This window comes from Thioalkalivibrio sp. ALJ4 (genome assembly GCF_000377225.1).
GTDB lineage: Bacteria > Pseudomonadota > Gammaproteobacteria > Ectothiorhodospirales > Ectothiorhodospiraceae > Thioalkalivibrio.
In genome coordinates this window covers 211841-231949 of record NZ_KB897920.1, presented here as the reverse complement: position 1 = coordinate 231949, position 20109 = coordinate 211841, and the positions used below count along the sequence as shown (strand labels likewise).

17 protein-coding genes are annotated in these 20109 nt (G+C 67.6%); 8 read left to right on the top strand and 9 right to left on the bottom strand.

The genetic code is table 11. The features are described 5' to 3' along the window. On the top strand, positions 1 to 291 hold the full coding sequence (locus tag C936_RS0112565; RefSeq protein ID WP_018138870.1) for a hypothetical protein: 291 nt from the start codon (positions 1 to 3) through the stop codon (positions 289 to 291). Here the strand turns inward: C936_RS0112565 and thpR are convergent. From thpR to dksA, 6 genes are all read right to left on the bottom strand, one after another. Beyond that, positions 281 to 802, bottom strand: a complete 522-nt coding sequence (gene thpR, locus C936_RS0112560) for an RNA 2',3'-cyclic phosphodiesterase (protein ID WP_018138869.1) — start codon at positions 800 to 802, stop codon at positions 281 to 283. The two genes, C936_RS0112565 and thpR, sit on opposite strands and share 11 nt — an antisense overlap. 42 nt (positions 803 to 844) lie before the next feature. Next, the gene (locus C936_RS0112555) at positions 845 to 2155 is read right to left on the bottom strand and encodes a sigma-54 dependent transcriptional regulator (RefSeq protein WP_018174417.1); all 1311 of its coding nucleotides are present in this window, start codon (positions 2153 to 2155) and stop codon (positions 845 to 847) included. After that, positions 2152 to 5097 (bottom strand): sensor histidine kinase, encoded by a 2946-nt coding sequence (locus C936_RS0112550; RefSeq protein ID WP_018174418.1) that lies wholly within the window; start codon positions 5095 to 5097, stop codon positions 2152 to 2154. Before C936_RS0112550 ends, C936_RS0112555 begins: the two co-directional genes overlap by 4 nt. Then, the gene (locus C936_RS15060; protein WP_018138866.1) at positions 5087 to 5260 is read right to left on the bottom strand and encodes a hypothetical protein; all 174 of its coding nucleotides are present in this window, start codon (positions 5258 to 5260) and stop codon (positions 5087 to 5089) included. The genes C936_RS0112550 and C936_RS15060 overlap by 11 nt, the downstream gene beginning before the upstream one ends. A 389-nt stretch (positions 5261 to 5649) precedes the next feature. Next, positions 5650 to 6594 (bottom strand): tRNA glutamyl-Q(34) synthetase GluQRS, encoded by a 945-nt coding sequence (gene gluQRS / locus C936_RS0112540; protein ID WP_018138865.1) that lies wholly within the window; start codon positions 6592 to 6594, stop codon positions 5650 to 5652. Between the two features lie 331 nt (positions 6595 to 6925). After that, on the bottom strand, positions 6926 to 7378 hold the full coding sequence (dksA, locus tag C936_RS0112535; protein ID WP_018138864.1) for an RNA polymerase-binding protein DksA: 453 nt from the start codon (positions 7376 to 7378) through the stop codon (positions 6926 to 6928). 140 nt (positions 7379 to 7518) lie between these two features. Here dksA and C936_RS0112530 point away from each other — a divergent pair, with 140 nt between their 5' ends. Then, on the top strand, positions 7519 to 8295 hold the full coding sequence (locus C936_RS0112530) for an HAD family hydrolase (RefSeq protein ID WP_018138863.1): 777 nt from the start codon (positions 7519 to 7521) through the stop codon (positions 8293 to 8295). A 17-nt stretch (positions 8296 to 8312) separates the two neighbouring features. Here C936_RS0112530 and cydC read toward each other — a convergent pair whose 3' ends face one another. From cydC to C936_RS0112515, 3 genes are all read right to left on the bottom strand, one after another. After that, entirely contained in the window at positions 8313 to 10019 is a 1707-nt protein-coding gene (gene cydC, locus C936_RS0112525) for a thiol reductant ABC exporter subunit CydC (RefSeq protein WP_018649345.1), read from the bottom strand. Then, positions 10012 to 11682 (bottom strand): thiol reductant ABC exporter subunit CydD, encoded by a 1671-nt coding sequence (gene cydD, locus C936_RS0112520; RefSeq protein ID WP_018649346.1) that lies wholly within the window; start codon positions 11680 to 11682, stop codon positions 10012 to 10014. The genes cydC and cydD overlap by 8 nt, the downstream gene beginning before the upstream one ends. A 79-nt stretch (positions 11683 to 11761) precedes the next feature. Further along, positions 11762 to 13153, bottom strand: a complete 1392-nt coding sequence (locus C936_RS0112515) for an FAD-dependent oxidoreductase (RefSeq protein WP_018138860.1) — start codon at positions 13151 to 13153, stop codon at positions 11762 to 11764. A 362-nt stretch (positions 13154 to 13515) separates the two neighbouring features. On the opposite strand from C936_RS0112515, the gene C936_RS0112510 reads away from it, so the two are divergent. From C936_RS0112510 to C936_RS0112485, 6 genes are all read left to right on the top strand, one after another. Next, positions 13516 to 14922: a cytochrome ubiquinol oxidase subunit I gene (locus C936_RS0112510; protein ID WP_018138859.1), complete on the top strand. Its 1407-nt coding sequence runs from the start codon at positions 13516 to 13518 to the stop codon at positions 14920 to 14922. Positions 14923 to 14925: 3 nt separating this feature from the next. Next, positions 14926 to 15930 (top strand): cytochrome d ubiquinol oxidase subunit II, encoded by a 1005-nt coding sequence (cydB, locus tag C936_RS0112505; RefSeq protein ID WP_018138858.1) that lies wholly within the window; start codon positions 14926 to 14928, stop codon positions 15928 to 15930. A gap of 115 nt (positions 15931 to 16045) precedes the next feature. Then, complete coding sequence (locus C936_RS0112500) at positions 16046 to 17428, top strand: sigma-54-dependent Fis family transcriptional regulator (protein WP_018138857.1); 1383 nt, start codon at positions 16046 to 16048, stop codon at positions 17426 to 17428. Between the two features lie 237 nt (positions 17429 to 17665). Further along, complete coding sequence (locus C936_RS0112495) at positions 17666 to 18322, top strand: hypothetical protein (protein ID WP_018138856.1); 657 nt, start codon at positions 17666 to 17668, stop codon at positions 18320 to 18322. A 180-nt stretch (positions 18323 to 18502) separates the two neighbouring features. Next, positions 18503 to 19129, top strand: a complete 627-nt coding sequence (locus C936_RS0112490; protein WP_018138855.1) for a peroxiredoxin — start codon at positions 18503 to 18505, stop codon at positions 19127 to 19129. 289 nt (positions 19130 to 19418) lie between these two features. After that, entirely contained in the window at positions 19419 to 20093 is a 675-nt protein-coding gene (locus C936_RS0112485) for a type 1 glutamine amidotransferase domain-containing protein (protein ID WP_018174421.1), read from the top strand. The last annotated feature ends 16 nt before the right edge of the window (positions 20094 to 20109 follow it).

Here is a 20109-nt window from a genome sequence, read left to right as displayed (position 1 = left end):
ATGCAATCGGAGGAGATGCTGCTGTTGACGGTGGTGGCCGAGGCCATCCTCGAGGATATTCTGATCGAGGAGGTGCGCCGCCAGGGCGCGGCTGGCTACACCGTGTCCGACACCCGGGGCTGGGGCAAACATGGCAAGCGCCGGGGCAACTGGCGCCAGGGCGGCAACATCAAGCTTGAAGTGGTCGGTTCCCCGGACCTGTGCGACCGCATTGCCAAACAGTTCAAGGAGCAGTACGAGGCGGACTATGGCCTGTTGATGTTCACATCCCCGGTCACGCTCAAGAACTGAGCCGGACCCGCGCGAGGACCTTGTAGGGGCCGGGGTTGCCACCCTGGCCGGATTCGATCAGCACGACCTCCGTCGCGTTCCAGTGGATCGCGTGCTCGGGCGTCTCGCGTTCGGGCGGACGCGCGAAGCGGCGCAGGGTCACGTGCGGCCGGAACGAGTGATCCTCTGGCGTGGCGCCGCAGGCTCGGGTGAGGTCGCGCGCCCGGGCCGCGAGCGTGTCGAGCGCGGCCGGTGTCGCGGAGGGCCCGATCCAGCTGACGTGCGCCCGCTCGAAATGGCCGAGCCGGTCCAGTGTGAGCGGAAAGGCCTCCTGCCCCAGCGTACCCATCTCCCGGGCGATACAGTCGGCCTGGGTGGCCGGGATGGTGCCGGCAAAGGCCAGCGTCAGGTGCAGGTGGCCCCGGGGGACGGGCCGTCCCGGGCCAATCAGGCGTTGCGCTTCGTCATCCAGCATCCCGCGCGTGGTGTCATCGGGCCACAGCGCGAGGAACACGCGGCGTGCGTCGCTCAAGGCGTCTCTCCTCGACCCGGTCAGGCCGCCCGGCCAGGCCGCTTAAGGGCGGGGCAGGCCCTCGCGCTGGCGGCGTTCCCACAGGGTCTTGCGGCTGATACCCAGGGCGCGCGCGAGTTCGGTCTCGGTCATCTGGGCCTGGTTCTGTTGTACGAAGCGGCGGAAATAGTCATTGAGGCTCGAGCCTCCGGGAGTCGTGTCGCCATTGCCCGTAGCCGGGGCCAGTCCCAGGTGGTCCGGTTCGATCCGGCTGTCCGGGCTCAGCACCCAGCCGCGCTCGAGGGCATTCGCCAGTTCGCGCACGTTGCCCGGCCAGTCGTGGGACTCGAGTGTTTTCTGCGCGGCCTGGGTGAGTTCGGCGGGTGGTCCGCCATTCCCTGCCAGATCGGAGAGGAAATGCCGGGCCAGTGCCGGGATATCCTCGCGGCGCTCGCGCAGCGGCGGGATGGACAGCTCCAGTACGCGCAGGCGGTAGTACAGGTCGGCACGAAAGGCCTGTTCGCCGATCATCGCCTCCAGGTCGCGATGCGTGGCCGCCAGCAGGCGGACATCGACCTTCAGGTTTTCGTTCGCGCCGACCGGGCGGATCTCGCCGTCCTGCAGCACGCGCAGCAGGCGCGCCTGCGCGGCCGGGGCCAGTTCGCCAATCTCGTCCAGGAACAGCGTGCCGCCGTGGGCCGCCTGGATCAGGCCGGTGCGCGCCTTGACGGCGCCGGTATAGGCGCCCTGGGCATGGCCGAACAGCTCGGCTTCGACCAGTCCCTCGGGGATGGTCGCGCAGTTGACCGCAATAAACGGCCCGGTTGCGCGCGAGCTGAGCCGATGCAGGGCCCGTGCAGCCAGCTCCTTGCCGGTGCCCGACTCGCCGCGCAGCAGTACGGTGGACTGAGTGGTCGCGACCCGGCGGATCTGGTCACGCAGGCGCTGGATGGCCACGCTGTCGCCCACCAGGCCCAGACTGTCGTCGTCGGCATCGCGGTCGCTGCCCGCCGTCGTTGCGGCGGGGACCCCCCGCAGCGCCGCGCGCAGGGTGAGCAACAGGGCGTCGTGATCGAATGGCTTGGCGATGTAGTCGGCCGCGCCTTCCTTCATCGCGGTGACGGCCGAGGGGACCGAGGCGTAGCTCGTCATGATCACGGTGGGGGTATGGCCGGCCTCGGCCAGTAGCTCGATGCCCTCGCCGTCGGGCAGGCGCAGGTCTACCAGCATCAGGTCCGGCAGTTCCTCCCGCAGGGCGGTGCGGGCGCTGGCGAGGTCTTCGGCCAGCCGCACCTGGAACCCGTGATGCTCCAGGAACCGGCGCACGGCACGGCGGATCGGGGCTTCGTCGTCAACCAGAAGGATGCGCGTCATGCGTGGTCGCCATCGGGGTTGTGTCGCGGCAGGATCAGGATAAAGCGCGCACCGCCGTCCGGGCGGTTCGCGGCCATCAGGGTACCACCGTGGTCGCGCACAATGCTGTAGGCCACCGGCAGGCCGAGCCCGGTGCCGTGGCCGGCGGGCTTGGTGGTAAAGAATGGCTCGAACAGCCGCTCCAGGCTGGATTCCTCGATGCCCGGTCCGCGGTCGTCGATGATCAGGTGGATGTTGCGACCGCGAGCGCTGGCGCTGATCGCCACCGTCGCATTCTCGGGCGAGGCCTGTTCGGCATTGGTCAGCAGGTTGATGAACACCTGCAGCAGGGTCGCGTGCGAGCCGCGCAGATAGAGGCCTTCGAGGCCGTCCAGCTCGAAGCGCAGGTCCTTGCGCCCGGCGAGGCGAGTGAGGCGGATCGCCTCGTTGACGATGGCATCCAGCGCGATGGTCTCGAAATGCCCGGCGGAGGGGCCCTCGTCGGCATGGGCGAAGGTGACCAGCGACTGCACGATCGCATTGATGCGCCGCGTCTGCGCGAGGATGTCCTCGGCGGTGCCCCGGACCTCTTCGGGGTCCTCCTCCAGCGGGAGGTTCTGCGCCAGCGAGGCGATGCCCGTCAGCGGGTTGCCGATCTCGTGCGCGACCCCGGCGGCAAAGCGCCCGATGGAGGCCAGGCGATCACCGTGGGCTATTTCGGACTCCAGCTGGGCGCGCTCGGTGATGTCCTCGATCAGGACGATGCGACCCTCCAGCCGGCCATGCTCGTCCTGGAGTGCGGACTTGTGGAGGTTCAGCCGCCGGTTGCCATCGGGCAGATCGACGTTGAGCTTGTACCACTGGCGATCCGGGCTCTCGATAAAGGCGGTCAGCAGCCCCGCCCAGGGACTCTCGAGCTGCTGCAGATTGCATCCGATGGCCTGGTCAGTGTTGATCGCGGTCAGTTTGGCCAGGGCCTGGTTCCAGCCGGTGATCTCGCCGGTGGTGCCAAGGCTTGCTACCCCCAGCGGCAGTTCGTGAAGGATCTGGCGGTGGAAGCGGCGCAGGGCGTCCAGCTCGGCCGCCAGACCCGACAGGGGCAGGGCGCGCGTCTCGAGTTGCTCTTCCACCCGGCGCAGGCTCTCGCTCAGAGTGTGGCGCCCGGCGGCGTCGAGACGCAGGTGCTGGTCGACGATCATGCGGGCGAGCACCGGGCCCAGCAGGCCCGACAGGTTGCGCTCGATGCGCTCGCGCAGCGTGCGCAGGTCGCCGCGCGAACGGGTGTGGCGCGGCAGGCCGAGATCGTCGAGGGCCCGCTGGACCTCGTGACGGGCAGCGCTGGCACCGAGCGTGGCGGCCAGTGCGGTCTCCATCTCGGCGACATCGCCGGCCAGCGGCAGGCCGCCGCCGGTCCCGGCCGATTCGTTGGGGCAGCAGGCGCGCCCGGCCTCGGTCTCCTCGCGGTTGGGGCGGGTCAGCAGCGAGCCGAGCACAAACAGCACGGCATTGATGCCGAGGCTGCACATCAGGGCGAAGGTCCACGGGTCCAGGGCCTCGGCCCGAAGCATTCCCTGTGGGTCCGGGTAGCCAGCAACGATCCCCGCCTTGGCCATCAGCGGCAGCACCAGCGTCAACAGCCAGCCGGCGATGCCCGCACAGAGTCCCAGCAGGAAGCCGACGCGGTTGGCCTGTTTCCACAGCATCAGCCCGATCAGCCCCGGTAGCAGTTGGGCCACGGCGGCAAACGAGATCAGGCCCAGCTGGGCCAGGCCTTCGACCACCTGCAGCAGGCCGTAGAACGCGTAGCCCAGACCGATGATGAACACGATCCACAGGCGTCGACCCCAGAGGAGCCGGGAATAGAGGTTGGCGGCGGCGCTGTCCTCGTCGTGCAGGCGCGTCAGTGGCGACAGGTAGTTGGTCCCCATGTGGGCCAGGGCCAGCGTGGTCACGATCATCATTGCGCTGGCGGCCGAGAGACCACCAATGAACACCAGCAAGGCCAGCGAGGGCGAGTCGACCATGCCGGCGATGCCGATTGCGTAGTAGTTGGTGTCGATGCCGAGCTCGGCCGCCTCTCCGGCCCAGTAGAGCACCGGCATCGGCAGGTTCAGCAGGAGCAGGAAGGCGGGAAAGGCCCAGGCAGCCCGGTTGAGCGCCGCCGGGTTGATGTTCTCGGTAAAGAGCATGTGGAACTGGCGCGGCAGCAGGAAGGCGGCGGCAAACGCCAGAATCATCATCGCGAACCAGCCGCCCTCGCGTACCGGCGCGTACAGCGCATCCACGGCCTCGGGATTCTCGGTCAGCCAGGTGTCCAGGCCGGAAAACCCGCCGAAGACCGCGTACAGCGCGACTGCGGTGATGCCGAGGATCGCCACCAGCTTCACGATGGACTCGAACGCGATGGCCAGCACCAGGCCGGCGTGTTTCTCGCGCGGTGCGATATGGCGGGCGCCGAACAGGATCGCGAACAACGCGATGGTGGCGCTGAAGGTCAGGGCCAGGAGGTGCGGTGGCGTCTCGGCCGTCAGGACGCCGGCGGATTCCGCGACCGCCTTGATCTGCAGCGCGATGTACGGGAGTACCCCGGCCAGCATGAACAGCGCGACGATGGGGCCGGTCCAGCGGCTGCGATAGCGAAACGCGAACAGATCCGCCAGGGATGTGAGCTGCTGCTCGCGGGTCAGGCGCAGGATCGGGCGCAGCAGCCACGGGGTAGCGGCGAAGGCCAGCGTCACGCCCAGGTAGATCGTCAGGTACAGGTAGCCATGGTCCGCGAGGAAGCCGAGGTTGCCGTAGAAGGTCCAGGACGTGGCATAGACGCCGAGCGACAGGCTGAATACCCAGCCGTTGGCCGCGATGCGCCCGACGCGCGGAACGCGATCGGCCAGGAAGGCGATCCCGAACAACAGCGCCAGATAGGCCACGCCGACGGCGTAGATCAGGCCCAGGCTAAGGGTCACGGCGACCCCCGGCAAAGACAACGGCAACCAGGACGATGAAGGTCGCCCAGCCAGCGAATGGCCACCACCAGGCCGGCGTCAGGTGCGCGACCCAGATGACCAGTGGGCTGAGGAACAGCAAGGCGCCCAGCAGGGCGACGAGGATTGCGCGTGAAGACTGCAAGGTCAGCGCCCCGGAGTGTGCCGATCCGGCCTGTGACGGGCCGCAGGCCGTGGCGCGAATGTGGGGGTGGACAGGCGCAGCATGGCCGCAGTCTACCCCCTAGGGAAACACTGATGAATGTACACGTTCGCGCTCGAGTCACTTTTTTCGTGTGAACAAGGCGCGGTGACTGCCGTGCAGTCATTCTGCACAAGGGAGCCGCAACGCAGTTCCCACGCCCGTTTTTGATAACAACCGGCGGCCGAGCCCTTTTGGGGTTGGCACCCCAGGTTCCCCGATCCTGCGTTGCGCCCCGAATTGATCAAAAACGGGCGGGTAGATCCACTACCCGCTGCACGACGCGCCTTGTCTCGGAAAACCTGGGGTGCCAACGCGAGCGTGTACATTCATCAGTGTTTCCCTGGCTCGCGGACGGGCACGCCGGTAGTGAGTGGCAGGCGAGTGGCCAGGGGACGGTCGGTCAGGCGCTCCAGTGCCTCGGCCAGCTGGGCAGCGGGCCGGTCGGGGCAGTCGGGGTCGCTGGGTGCCAGCCCGATGCAGGTCAGCACTGAGGCGAGCTGGGCGCGTGTGGTGTCCTCGCGCAGACCCTCGGCGCCTGTCGCCTTGGACAGCTTCTGGCCACCCGCGCCGATCAGCACGGGGTGGTGCGCGTAACGCGGCCAGGGCGTGGTCAACGATTGATACAGCTGCATCTGACGGGGAGTGGAGCCCAGCAGATCGACTCCGCGCACCACGTCGGTCACGCCCAACCCGAGATCATCCACGACGGTGGCCAGCTGGTAGGCGAACAGGCCATCCGCGCGGCGGATGACGAAGTCGCTGCCGAGGGCCTCGAGGTCGAAGGCGACGGGGCCCAGGAAACGGTCTTCCACGTCCCAGTGTGACTGCGCCGCACGGGCACGGAAGGCCCGCGGCGGGTGTCCGGCCGGCGGACCCTGACGACAAGTTCCGGGGTAGATCGGGCCTTCCCAGCCCGGTTTGCCGTTGTGAGCAAGGTCGCGCCGGGTGCAGGCGCAGCCAAAGGCGAGGTCCCGGGCTAGCAAGTGCTCAAGCGCGGCCTGGTATGTCGGGGTGCGGTTGCTCTGGCGGGTGGGCGGGCCGTCCCAGTCCAGGGCGAAGGCCTCGAGTGCCGAAAGGATCGCGGACTCCGCGCCCGTCTGGACGCGCGGGGTGTCGATGTCGTCGATACGCAGGTGCCAACGGCCGTGGTGACTGCGGGCGTCCAGCCACGAGATGACGGCGGCGAACAGGGAACCCGCATGCAGCGGGCCGGAGGGGGTAGGGGCAAAGCGCCCCACATAGGGGGCGCCTTGATTCGAGCTGGCGGTAGTCATGGCACAGCCATCCTGCCGCCGGATGACCTGCTAGGGAGACGCTGATTTAATCGCACGTCCGCGTTGGTGCCCCCTGTTTTCCGAGACAAGGCGCGTCGTGCAGCGGGTAGTGGTTCTACCCGCCCGTTTTTGATGAATGCGGGGCGCAACGCAGGATCGGGGAACAGGGGGGGCACCAACCCCACAAGCCATTGAAAGCAGGGGCTCGGCCGCTTTTGCGTGGGAACGGCGTTGCGGTTCCCTTGTGCAGAATGACTGCACGGCAGTCACCGCGCCTTGTTCCCACGCAAAAGCGACTCGAGCGCGGACGTGCGATTAAATCAGCGTCTCCCTAGGCCATCTGCTTTTCCTTGATCTCCGCCAGCTGCTTGCAGTCGATGCACATCGTGGCGGTCGGGCGTGCCTCGAGGCGGCGGATGCCGATCTCGACGCCGCAGGTCTCGCAGTAGCCGTAGTCCCCGGTGTCGATCTTGCGCAGGGCCTCGTCGATCTTCTTCGACAGCTTGCGCTCGCGATCGCGGGCACGCAGCTCCAGGCCAAACTCCTCTTCCTGGGTCGCGCGGTCGGCCGGGTCCGCGAAGTTCGCGGCGTCCTGACGCATGTGGCCCACGGTACGGTCGACCTCTTCGGCCAGCTCCTGGCGCCATGCCCGCAGCAGGCTGCGGAAATGATCGAGCTGATCCGGATTCATGTACTCTTCGCCGGACTTCGGCTCGTAGGGCGCGATGCCTCCGGCAACCATGTGCTTGGTGGAGGGGTGGTCCTGATTCTTGTCAGCAGCCATGCGGGCATTCTCTCCGGCTGGAAAAATAAGGCGCACTTAGTATCAGAGACAGCCCGGCTGGGCAAGTCCCGTGCCAGTATTTTTTGTGTGGGGCCCGGAGCGAATCCCACTTTATCAGCCACATATCCAGAGGAACCCGGATGCAGGAACTGAAGGCCTTGATCTTCGATGTCGACGGCACACTGGCCGATACCGAGCGCGACGGGCATCGCGTCGCATTCAACCAGGCGTTTGCCGAGGCCGGGCTGGACTGGGAGTGGAGCGTCGAGCGCTACGGACAGTTGTTGCGCGTGACGGGTGGCAAGGAACGCATCCGCCAGTACCTCTCGGAGGATCATCCCGACATCCTGGACGAGCCCGAAATCGATCAGCGCATCCGGGACCTGCATGCGGCCAAGACAAGGCACTACGTGGCGCTGCTGGAGACCGGCGCGATCCCGCTGCGGCCGGGGGTCGAACGTCTGCTCGACGAGGCGTCGGCGGCAGGACTGCGCCTGGCGATTGCTACCACCACGACGCCCGAGAACGTCACCGCGTTGCTGGAGGCGACGCTGGGCGAAGAGGGTCCGGACCGCTTCGAGGTGATCTCTGCCGGTGACGTCGTCCCGGAGAAAAAGCCCGCCCCGGATATCTTCCAGCACGCCCTGGAGGCGATGGATCTGCCGCCACAGGCCTGCTTGGCCCTCGAGGACTCGGACAACGGCGTGCGCGCAGCCCGGGGGGCGGGGCTGAATGTGGTGGTCACGACGAACGACTACACGCGCGAGCAGGACTTCACCGGCGCCCTGGTTGTCCTGGATGGATTTGGCGAGCCGCAGTGTCCGGCAACGGTGTTCCGGGGGCCGGATTTGCCGGGCCCCTGTGTCGATGTTGCCGCGCTCCGCGAGTGGGCCGCGGCAGCGCAAGGCGGGCGTTGAGCCCGGTCCGTGTTTCCCTAAGCAGTAGTAACCGAATCAGAACCCGTCCGGGGCAGCGCGGGGCGCGGTAGCAGCAGACGTGTCCAGTCCGGCGGCAGCGCGTCCGGGGCATGGGTCACGAGGATGCATTGGCGCCGAGCCAGCCAGGGCCGGAGGCGCTGCAGGATCCGCTGGATGGTGGCGGCATCGAGACCGGAAAAGGGTTCGTCCAGCAGCACGATGGGGCGGTCCTGCAGGAGTATGGCGGCGAGCGCCAGGCGCTGACGCTGGCCACCGGACAGGCGCTGCCCGCCCTCGCCGATGCGGGCGTCCAGTCCATCCGCATCGGCGCCAACCCGGTCGGCCAGGTCGACTTGCCGAAGCGCATCCCACAGGGCCTCGTCCTGGTGGTCGTCATGCGGACCGGGCGCGAGGATGTTGCGGATGCGGGTGTCCGGCAGGTGCGGGGTCTGCGGCAGATAGCTGATCCGGGCATAGCGGGCATCGACCGACAGGGCCTCGATGGGTGTCGACCCGATCCGGACCGACCCGGCCAGGGGCGCCTGTTCGCCGGCGAGGGTGTCCAGCAGGGTGCTCTTGCCGTGTCCGCTCGGGGCGGTCACGACCAGCGGCGTCCCGGGTTCGGGTGCCAGGTCCAGCGGTGCCGACAGCGGGCGGCCGGCCTCGAATCCCGTCACCACGCCCTGCGCGGACAGGCGCGGGTGTCCCTGCCGTTCACCCCCTTCGGGCAAATCGGCCGGGAGGGGCTTCCGCGCGACCACATGCCGTATGCGGCGCGCGGCGGCCAGGCTCTCGCCGGCCCGCCACCAGGCGCCCGGCAGGCTGCCCAGGACCTCGCCCAGGCCCAGGGTCATCAGGGGCAGCAGGACTGCCACAGGTGCTGAAATCAGCCCCTGCGTGTACCAGTGCAGGGCCAGCAGGAGCATCAGCAGTGCCGAGACGGCGACCACCGCCTGCACCACGGGCTCGGTCAGTGTGCCCACCGACTCCTGTCGGGTCAGTCGCCGGGCATGGTCGCGGTTCTGCCGCGCCAGCGCCTGTTCGGTATCGCCCGCCCGCTGGAAGGCGATCAGTTCGGCCAGGCCCCCGATGTAGTCGGCCAGGGCGATACGCTCATGAGCCCGGGCGCGTACCAGCTGGCGGCTGTCACGTTGCCCGACCCATGCGAGCAGCAGCGAGACCAGCATGGTCAGGGTGCCGGCCACCAGCAGGAGTGCCGCCGCCGGCCATGGCGCCAGCCAGAATGCAATGACCAGTGTGACCAGCAGGCTCAGCAGAGCGGCGATGATCGGGCCCGCGACCCGCAGCGGCATCGCGTCCAGGGTGTCGATGTCCCCGGTCAGCCGGGTCTGCAGGTCGCCGCTGCGATAGGCGCGGACCCAGCCGGCGGGACGGGCCGCCAGGCCCCGGAAGGTCCGGCCCCGCAGGTCGGCGAGGCTGCGCAGCACCGCCTCGTGGCTGACCAGCCGCTCGGAATACCGCGCCAGCGTGCGTGCGATGGCCGCGGTACGGATGCCGCCCGAGGGGACGTAGACGTCGAGGGTGGCCAGCAGGCCGACCCCGGCCAGGGCCGTGGCCGTAATAAACCAGCCGGACAGCGCCAGCAACACGATCCCGGCGACCCAGGTCAGGGCCAGCAGGGCCCAGGCGCCCCAGTACCAGAGCCGCCGTTGCCGGAAGATCGCGTGCAGGAAGCGCAGATCCCGGAAGCCGTCCCTACGCATCCCGATCCCCCACGAGATTCAGGGTCCGCTGGCAACGGGCCTGCACCGTCGTGTGGTGCGTGGCCACGACCAGCGTGAGCCCATGTTCCCGGGCCAGCCCGAACAGGGTGTCCAGCAATGCGCGCTCGGTCGCCGCGTCGAGTGCGCTGGTGGGCTCGTCCAGCAGCCATAGCCGGTAGCCGGAGAGCAGGCCGCGGGCAAGGGCGACACGCTGGGCCTGGCCGCCGGAGAGGCCGCGGCGCTGCTCGCCAATCGCCGTATCCAGCCCGTCCGGCAGCTCCGCCGCCGTCAGCGGCAGGCCGGCCTGCGCCAGCGCCGAGCCCATCTCCTCATCGGAGAGGGGCTCGCGGCGGGCCAGCTGCAGGTTCTCGCGCAGGGTCCCGTGGAACAGGTGGGCCTGTTGTCCGATCCACACGAACGATTGCGCATCACCATGGCGCCGTACGCGTCCCTCGTCCGGTTGCAGGAACCCCGCACACAGGGCGAGCAGGGTGGATTTTCCCGCGCCACTGGGCCCGGTGATCGCGATGGATTCGCCGGGCTCGACGGTCAGCGTGGTCCGGGGCAGGGCGGGGGCGTCCTGGCCGGGATAGCGCAGGCTGACGGCTTCCAGTGCGAGCATCGCGCCGGTCGGGTCGGTCTCGGGCGGCTCGATGGCCGGAGCGGCGCTGGCGGCGGGGTGTTCGGCGGGCGCGGTCAGCGGGGCCAGAGCCTCGGCCGCCGCGAGCGCACCGGCGCGGTCGTGATAGCTCTGTGCGAACTGCCGCAGCGGCAGGAAGTATTCCGGCGCCAGCAGCAGCACGAACAGACCGGTGAACAGCGTCAGCTCCGCGGCCGGGCCGTAGTCCAGCGCTCCGAACAGGGCAAAGCCGACATAGATCGCGACCATGCCGATGGCCACGGCGCTGAAGAACTCCATCACGGCCGAGGACAGGAAGGCCACCCGCAGCGTACGCATGGTAAGTCGGCGCTGATGGTGGCTGCGCTCCACCACCTCGGACTGGGTGGCCTCGATTGCGCGTGCCCGGCGCAGCCAGTCGAGGGCGCGGATGCGGTCCAGGAAGTGCCCGGCGAGACGGTCCTGCTCGGCCTGCTGCTGGCGATGGATCTGTTCGGCCCCCATGCCGACGATAGCCATGAAGGCCGGAATCAGCGGGGCCGCGAACAGCAGCAGCAGGCCGGCCAGCCAGTCCAGCCAGAACACCGTGATCAGGATCGCCAGCGGGATCAGGATGACCGCCTGCAGCGCGGGCAGGTAACGCGCGTAGTAGCCGGTCAGGTCCTCGCCGCGGGCCTGGAAGCGTTCGATCCATTCGCCGGTGGTGGCCTGTGCCGCGAGCCGCGCCGGACCGGCCTCGCGGGCGCGATGCAGCAGCTCGCCGCGCAGGCGGCCCTTGACCGCGTGGGCCAGCCGCTGGCCGGCCAGGTCACGCAGTCCCTGTGCGCTGTAGCGCAGCACGATCAGTACGAGCCCGGCCGCCAGCACCGCTGCCCAGTCCAGGCGCTCGGGCGCGAACAGGGCCTGGTACACGGCCTGGGCGATGATGCCGGCCACGCCGATCGTCGCGCCGGCCGCGATCAGGGAGCCGGCCGCGGACAGCCACAGCCAGCGGCGATGGGGGCGGGCACGCTGGCGCAGCCACTCCCTGGCGGTAGCATTCATCGCGTGCGGACGACGGGCATCCGGGCTCGACGCAGCGCGAGCGGACCGATTGGGCGTGCGGACATCAGTCAGGCTCCCCCTAGCGCAGGTAGCGCCCGCGCAGCATGTTGAAGTACAGCGGCTTGATCATGTGCACCTTCAGACGCCACCACATCCAGCTGGGTTCGCCCTGATCGATGAAGCCGAAGGTCGGGACCTCCTGCAGGCTGTAGTCGAACTCCACCAGGGCGGCCTTGCCGACCTCGGTGATCAGCGGGCAGGAGGTGTAGCCGTCGAACTCGCGCGATGGCTCGCGATCCTGCAGTACATCCACCAGGTTGTCCGGCATCACCGCGCCGTGGGAGCGCACGGTGGAGGCGGTCTTGCCGATCGCGGTGGCGACCACATCGCCGGCGCCGAAGATGTTCGGATAGCGGGTGTGCTGGAGGGTGCGATCATCCACCGCCAGCCAGCCGCCATCGGCCAGCGCGCCATCCTCCACGGCAAGCCCGGCCTCGCGCACGAACCCGTGCGCCCGCATCGGTGGCGTCACATGGAGGTAGTCGTAGTCGACCGTCTCCTCGTTGCCGTTCGTCCCGCGGAAGGTGGCCTGCCGGGCGTCGATATCGACCGCGGCGAGAAACCCATCCTCGTTCACGGCGATGTCACGCTCGGCATACAGGTCGCGCACCATCGTGTCGAAGCGCGCGACGCTGAACAGGCGGTCTGCCCCGGTGTGGTAGTGGAACTCCGCATCTCCGCGCTGGCCGGCGCTCTGCAGCAGGCTCTCGGCGATGAAGGTGGCCTTGATCGGGGCGCCGGCACACTTGATCGGCGTCCCCGGGATGGTGAAGCGGGCCACGCCGCCGCGCTCGCCAAAGGTGCGTACCTGTTCGTAGGCATCGCGCGCGGCCTCGGCGCTGGCGTAGATGCTGGTCAGGCCCGGGCGGCCGATGTCCTCGCGGCGCAGGCCGTCGATGGCCTCGAAGTCCAGGTGCAGGCCGGTTGCGACCACCAGGAAGTCGTAGTCCAGGTGGTCGCCATCGACCGTCTCCACCCGCTGCGACTCCGGGTCGATCGCGGCGACGGCGGAACGCACCCAGTCCACCCCGCGCGGGATATAGCGCTCGTTGCGCCGCTGGACCTCGCCGACCGAATAGACGCCCGCCGCTACCAGGGTCCAGCCGGGCTGGTAGTCGTGGATCTCGCTCGGTTCCACCACGGTAATACGGGCGCCATCGAGCAGGGCGCGCAGGCGGGCGGCCATGGTCAGGCCGGCGGCGCCTCCACCCAGCACGACGATGCGTGCCCGTGTCGAGACCGCGGCCTGAGCCGGGGCGGCCTGTACGCCGGTCGCCGAGGCCAGGCCGGCCGCGCCGGCGATCTTCAGGAAGTCGCGGCGGGACAGGCCGCTGCGGTCCATGGCGGCAGCCAGGGCCTCGGTCGACTGCTGCTGGCGGCTGCGATTTTCGCGCTGTTCGGGCTGGGACATGCTGGATCTCCGTCGTCCGGCACCGCGGTTCCTGCGGTGCACTCTTGTTATGAAAGGCGGGCGTCTGACGCGCCCTGCTTGCCGTTTTCTTACAAGTTGCGTGCCAGATCGCAGAGCCCGCTCGCGCCTGCCGCTGGCGGCGGGTTGTGCCACGACAGGACTGCCACAAATGGCAGTTGTGGGGTTTTTGCTGCCATGAATGGCAGTCACAGCGGCGCTGTGGCGAGCGGGTGCGGGCGGTTGTCTTCGAGGCCGGTTGCCGCCTGCCGGGCCCGCGAGCGGGAGGCGGGCTTGCTGGCACGGTACTTGTAAGGACGCGGTAGCTGCGTCCGGACGGCGCACCCTGACAATGGAGGAACGCCATGGAGCTCGACCCCATACTGCTATCACGAATCCAGTTTGCATTCGTGGTCTCGTTTCACGCCATCTTCCCGGTCTTTACCATCGGGCTGGCGTCGTTCATCGCCTTCCTGGAGTTTCGCGCCTGGAAGACCGGCGATGCGATCTACACCCAGATCTCGAAGTTCTGGATCAAGATCTTCGCGGTCGTGTTCGGGATGGGGGTGGTCTCCGGGCTGGTGATGTCGTTCCAGTTCGGGACCAACTGGAGTGCGTTCTCCTATGCGACCGCCAACTTCCTCGGGCCGGTGCTCTCCTACGAGGTGCTGACGGCCTTCTTCCTCGAGGCGGCCTTCCTGGGCGTGCTGCTGTTCGGCCGTGACCGGGTACCGCAGGGCGTACATCTGTTCGCGGCGCTGATGGTGGCGCTGGGTACCTTCATTTCCTCGTTCTGGATCCTGGTCGCCAACAGCTGGATGCAGACCCCGGTGGGCTTCGAGCTGCAGGACGGTGTCTTCCACGTGACCTCCTGGATCACCGCGATCTTCAACCCGAGCTTCTGGCCGCGCTTCTTCCATATGGGCCTGGCCTCGCTGCTGACCGCGGGTTTCGTGGTCGCCGGCGTCTCGGCCTGGTACCTGCTGCGCCAGCGCGATGTGCTGGTCAACCGCAAGGCACTGGGTACCACCATGTGGGTGCTGCTGCTGGCGGCGCCGGCCCAGCTGGTGGTGGGTGACATCCATGGCCTGAATACCTTTGAACATCAGCCGACCAAGGTCGCGGCGATGGAGGGCGTCTGGGAGACCGAACGCGGGGCACCGCTGCTGCTGTTCGCGATCCCGGATTCGGCCAATGAGACCAACCACTTCGAGATCGGTATCCCGAAGATGGCCAGTTTCATCCTGACCCACGAGCTGGATGGCGAGGTCCCCGGCCTGCTGGAGGTACCCGCCGAGGAACGCCCGCCGGTGGGGATCACCTTCTGGTCGTTCCGCATCATGGTCGCGATCGGGATGGTGATGATCCTGTTCGTGCTGGCCGGTGCCTGGCTGCGCTTCCGGCGCCGCATGTTCGCCTCGCCGCGTTTCCTGCGGGGTCTGACCTGGATGATCCCGGCCCCGTTCATCGCGGTGGTCGCCGGCTGGTTCGTGACCGAGACCGGGCGCGCACCCTGGCTGGTCTACGGCGTGATGACCCATGCCGAGGGCATCACTCCGGCGCTGACGGGAGGCATGGCCCTGTTCACGCTGATCGGCTACGTGCTGGTCTACGCCGCCGTGTTCACGGCTGGCGTCTACTACCTGGTGCGTATCGTGCAGAAGGGACCGGAGACCACCGAGGTCCGGCAGGCCCCGGCCCACGCGAAGCGGCCTTGGTCCGCGGCCGATACCTCGATCGACGACGCCGCTACCGGCGCTGCAAGGAGCTGATCCATGGAAACCACGCTTGATATCACGCTGATCTGGGTGGTCATCATTGCCGTCGGCATCATCGCCTACGTGCTGATGGACGGGTTCGATCTGGGGGTCGGGATCCTGTTCCCGTTCGCCCCGGGCGAGACCTCGCGCGATGTGATGATGAACTCGGTCGCCCCGGTCTGGGACGGCAACGAGACCTGGCTGATCCTCGGCGGGGCGGGGCTGCTGGCGGCCTTCCCGCTGGTGTACTCGGTGTTCCTGCCGGCCCTGTATATCGGCGTCTTCCTGATGCTGGCGGGGCTGATCTTCCGCGGGGTGGCCTTCGAGTTCCGGTTCAAGGCCAATACCTCCAAGGGGTTGTGGAACGTGGCCTTTGCCGCGGGGTCGGCGGTGGCGGCGTTTGCCCAAGGGGCCGTGGTGGGCGCCTACATCCAGGGCTTCGAGATGGAGGGTCTGAGCTTTGCCGGCGGGCCGCTGGACTGGCTGACGCCGTTCACCGTGCTGACCGGTATCGGTCTGCTGGCGGGCTATGCGCTGCTGGGCGCGACCTGGCTGATCGTCAAGACCGATGGCGAGACCCAGGCCTTTGCCTATCGCGTGGTGCCTGGCCTGCTGGCCCTGGTCCTGGTGGTGTTCGCGGCGGTGAGCCTGATCACGCCGTTTATTGACCCGAAGGTGATGGAACGCTGGATGGGCACCTGGCAGTACCTGTGGGTCCTGCCGGCGCTGGCCCTGTTGTCCGCCTGGATACTGATCCGGGCGGTGCGGCGGCGTGACGAGGGGATCCCGTTCGTAGCGACGATCGCCCTGTTCATTACGACCTATCTGGGGCTTCTGGTCAGCAAGTGGCCGTATGTGGTGCCGCCGGACCACACCTTCTGGGATGCGGCGTCGTCCCCGGATGCACAGTTGTTTATCCTGGTCGGGGCGCTGTTCGTGATCCCCATCATCCTGGGGTACACGGCCTGGACGTACTGGGTCTTCCGCGGCAAGGTGACGCCCGAGACCGGGTACCACTAAGCGGGATTCGTAGAGACCGGCCGTGATGCCACTGAACGTACCTCGGTTGAGCGTGTCTATTGGGCAGAGTCATCGGAGGACCACCGCCGCGGCGCCTCCCCTGGATACCTGGCCCATGCGAGAAGACGTGACGATTAGCCGACTGGCGATTCCGTGTGGCAACGAGACGGACCTCTCGGCGATGCGACAGATGATGGAGGCCTTTCGCGAGCCCTCCATCCTGTTGTCGCCCGATTACCGGATCCTGGCCGCGAATACGGCCTACCAGAGGGTCTACGGCACGGATGCCGATGGCTCTTCCCGGGCCTGCTATGAGGCCTCGCACGGCTATCAGCGTCCGTGCGACGAGGCCGGGGAAGCCTGTCCGCTCCAGGCTGCGCTCGCCAGCCGCCGCCGGGAACGTGTCCTGCATGTGCATCACACGGCGCAGGGCCGCGAGCACGTGGACGTCGAGCTGACTCCGATCCTGGGGGCGGAGGGGGCTGTTCGCTATTTCGTCGAGCGCCTCCATCATCTGCCCGTATCCAGCCCGCAGAACGGGGCCACCGGGCTGGTCGGGCGTTCGCGGGCGTTCAATACCATGCTGGGCTTGATCAGTCGCGTGGCACCCAGCAATGCCTCGGCGCTGCTGCTGGGTGAGTCCGGTACCGGCAAGGAGTTGATCGCCCGGGCGATCCACGAAGAGAGCCCGCGCCGCGACAAGCCGTTTGTCGCGGTTGAGTGCTCCGGACTGACCGAGACCTTGTTCGAGAGCGAGTTGTTCGGCCACGAGAAGGGGGCCTTCACGGGTGCGGCCTCGGCCAAGGTCGGGCTGGTCGAGGCCGCGTCCGGCGGCACGCTGTTCCTGGACGAGGTGGGCGATATCCCATTGGGCCAGCAGGTGAAGCTGCTGCGCCTGCTGGAGACGCACGCCTACCGCCGGGTCGGCGGAATCGAGTCTCGGAGTGCGGATTTTCGACTGGTTTGTGCCACCCACCGGGATCTGGAGGCGATGGTGCGGGCCGGCGAGTTTCGCGAAGACCTGTTCTACCGGATCAATACCTTCCCCATCGAGGTGCCGCCGCTGCGCCAGCGCAGCGGCGATATCCCGCTGCTCGTCGAGGCCATGCTGGATCGCTCCGAGCTGGTGCCGCGTCCGACGATGGAGGACGACGCGATCCGGGTTTTGGAGGGATATGCCTTCCCCGGCAACGTGCGTGAACTGCGCAACATCCTGGAACGCGCGGCCCTGCTGGCGGATGGCGGTCCGATTCGGCCGGAGCACCTGCCAGGCCCGGTGCGCCAGCAGGCCACGCGCGCCGAATCGGGTGCGGCCGGAGAAGGTTACGCGGAGTTGGTCCATCCGCGGGAACTGCGTCCGCTGGATCAGATCGAGCGCGAGTATCTGCGTCACGCCCTGGCGGTACACCAGGGTGATCGGCGGAGCCTCGCGCGCCGGCTGGGCCTGAGCGAGCGCAGCCTGTACCGGCGCTTGCGGGAACTGGATCGAGACGGCTGATCCGGCGGCCCCAGGTACGGGTTCTGACGGGCCGCCTGCGGCGAGTGTTCCCGTCTGCGCAGTATGCCGCGGTCGGAGAAACCTGAATCGCGCGTGGTGCTGCAGGTTCCCAGGAGCTGCATAGCCACAACTCCCGAACACCAGAAGGGCCGCGCCCGCCCGGCCGGCCGATGGTGATGTGATGCCCCAGGCATCAGAAATACCGAATATTCCCAACCACCAACACGAGGTGAACTGATGAAAAAGACGACCATTGCACTGTCTCTCTCGGCTGCGCTGCTGGCCGCACCGCTCACGGCGGCAGCCGAGTCGCTTTCGTTTGGCGAGGAGCAGACCGTTCGCGCCATGGCGGGCGGCAATGTCGGACAGGCCATTGCGAGCATGATGGAGGCCGAGTCGCTGGCCGTGGTCAACAACCGTTCCGCGATCTGTGGCGCGCTGACCGGCGGTCTCGGGGCCGGGATGCTGGCCGCCAACCCGGAGGCCGGGTTCAGCATCGCGGGCATGGAAGGGCCCGAGGATGCCGCCGACGCAGTAGCGGCGATCGGTGACGCCGAGGTGACCTATCTCGCCTTTGGCGCCGGTGCCAGCCGTGACGACAACGTGGCCCTGGCCCACGCCCTGCTCGGCGAGCTCGCGAAGGCCGAGTGGGACGGCACGTTGATGCTGCATATCTCCACCTGGATGCAGCAGCAGGTACAGGCCGCGGCGGAGATGGACGAGGCGGTTGCCGAATACCTGACCGGGCGCCCGATGGTTGCGCTGATGCCCGATGTGGAGGCCGGCGAGGCAGTGATGCTGCGCGTGTCCTTCGACGGCTCGGAATTTACCACCGAGGAGATGGGGCGCCAGCCGATGCGTGACGACCTGGCCGAGCTCTTTCGCCGCATGTAGTGACGGGTGGGCCGCTCGGGGCGGGGTGCCCTTGTTGCGGCTCGTCTTAGGTGCCGGCTATCGAGGCCTTAGAGAATTAGTAATAGCTAATTCAGTGGGGTCGCGATACCTTGGTTTCCACGGGGAGCCGAGACGGCCCCGAAACTTGCAAACCATTGATTAGCAAGAAAGGAGTACATCATGGCACTTCGACTGGGTGATACCGCCCCGAACTTCCAGATTGACACCACCAAGGGCAAGATCGATTTCCACGAGTGGATCGGCGATTCCTGGTGCTTCTTCTTCAGCCATCCGGCCGACTTCACGCCGGTGTGCACCACCGAGATGGGCCGCACTGCCCAGCTCGCGCAGCAGTTCGCGGATCGCAACGTGAAGCCGCTGGGCCTGTCCACGGATACCGTCGACGAGCACAACAAGTGGATCGAGGACGTCAACGACACCCAGAACACCACGCTGGAGTTCCCGATCGTTGCCGACGCCGACAAGAAGATCTCCGAGCTCTACGAGATGATCCACCCGGGCGAGAGCGAGACTGCCGCGGTGCGTTCGGTCTACATTATCGACCCGAACAAGAAGATCCGGCTGATGATGACCTACCCGATGTCGGTGGGCCGCAACTTCGACGAGATCCTGCGCGTGATCGATGCGCTGCAGACCGGAGACCAGCACGGCATCGCTACGCCGGCCGACTGGACCCCGGGCGATCGCGTGATCATCCCGCCGACGGTCAGCAACGAGGATGCGCAGAAGAAGTTCCCGCAGGGCTTCGAGGAGATCCGCTCCTACCTGCGCTACACCCAGGTCTGACTCCGACCTGAAGCCTTGGCGTCCGCCCGGCATTGCCGGTCGGACGTCATTGACCAAGCTGTCAGAGGCCCCATTACGGGGCCTTTCTTGGTTGGGGAGAGTGATACGCGTTCGGTCGACTGTCCCTGCTCCTCGGACCGCTCAGAAAGCTGTCCCGCCAATACCGACAAGACGCAAGGGATCGGCTTCTCGAATTCGGGCCCCGGCCCCTTGATTCCTGTGCGCAGCGGAACCCTGTCCCGGACCACCGAGTCCACGGACATGTATGGATGCAACAGGAGTTCGCGGGATGAGCAAGACGATACTGATGGTGGTGACCAGTCACGGCGAGATCGGCGACGGCCACGCGACCGGCGTGTGGTTTGACGAGTTCTCGGTGCCCTATGACCGCTTCCGCAAGGCCGGTTTCGAGATCAAGGTGGCCAGTCCCAAGGGCGGGCCCGTCCCTCTGGATCCCAAGAGCCTGGAGTCGAATCATCCCGGCCCGGCGGCCGTCGCCGCGCAGGAGGCCCTGGACGACACGATCCATCTCGATGAAGGCATGCACCACGATGCCTACGCGGCAATCTTCTTCCCCGGTGGGCACGGCACGATGTTCGATCTGCCGGAGAATCCGCATGTGCAGCGCCTGGTCGGCGAGTTTCTGGAGAACGACAAGGTCGTGGGCGCGGTGTGTCACGGGCCGGCCTGTCTGGTCGGCGCGATGCTGAAAGACGGCAGTCCGGCAGTGAAGGGGCGCAAGGTGGCCGCGTTCACCAACAGCGAAGAGAAGGCGGTACAGCTCGATCAGGCCGTGCCGTTTCTGCTGCAGGACCGCCTGGCCGAACTGGGTGGGGAGGTCGAGACCGCCGAGGACTGGGCCGACCATGTCGTGGTGGATGGCAAACTGGTGACGGGGCAGAACCCGCAGTCCAGCAAGAGCGTGGCCGACGCGATCGTGCGCCTACTGCGTGAAGCCGGCTGATTGGGCGCCGATGACA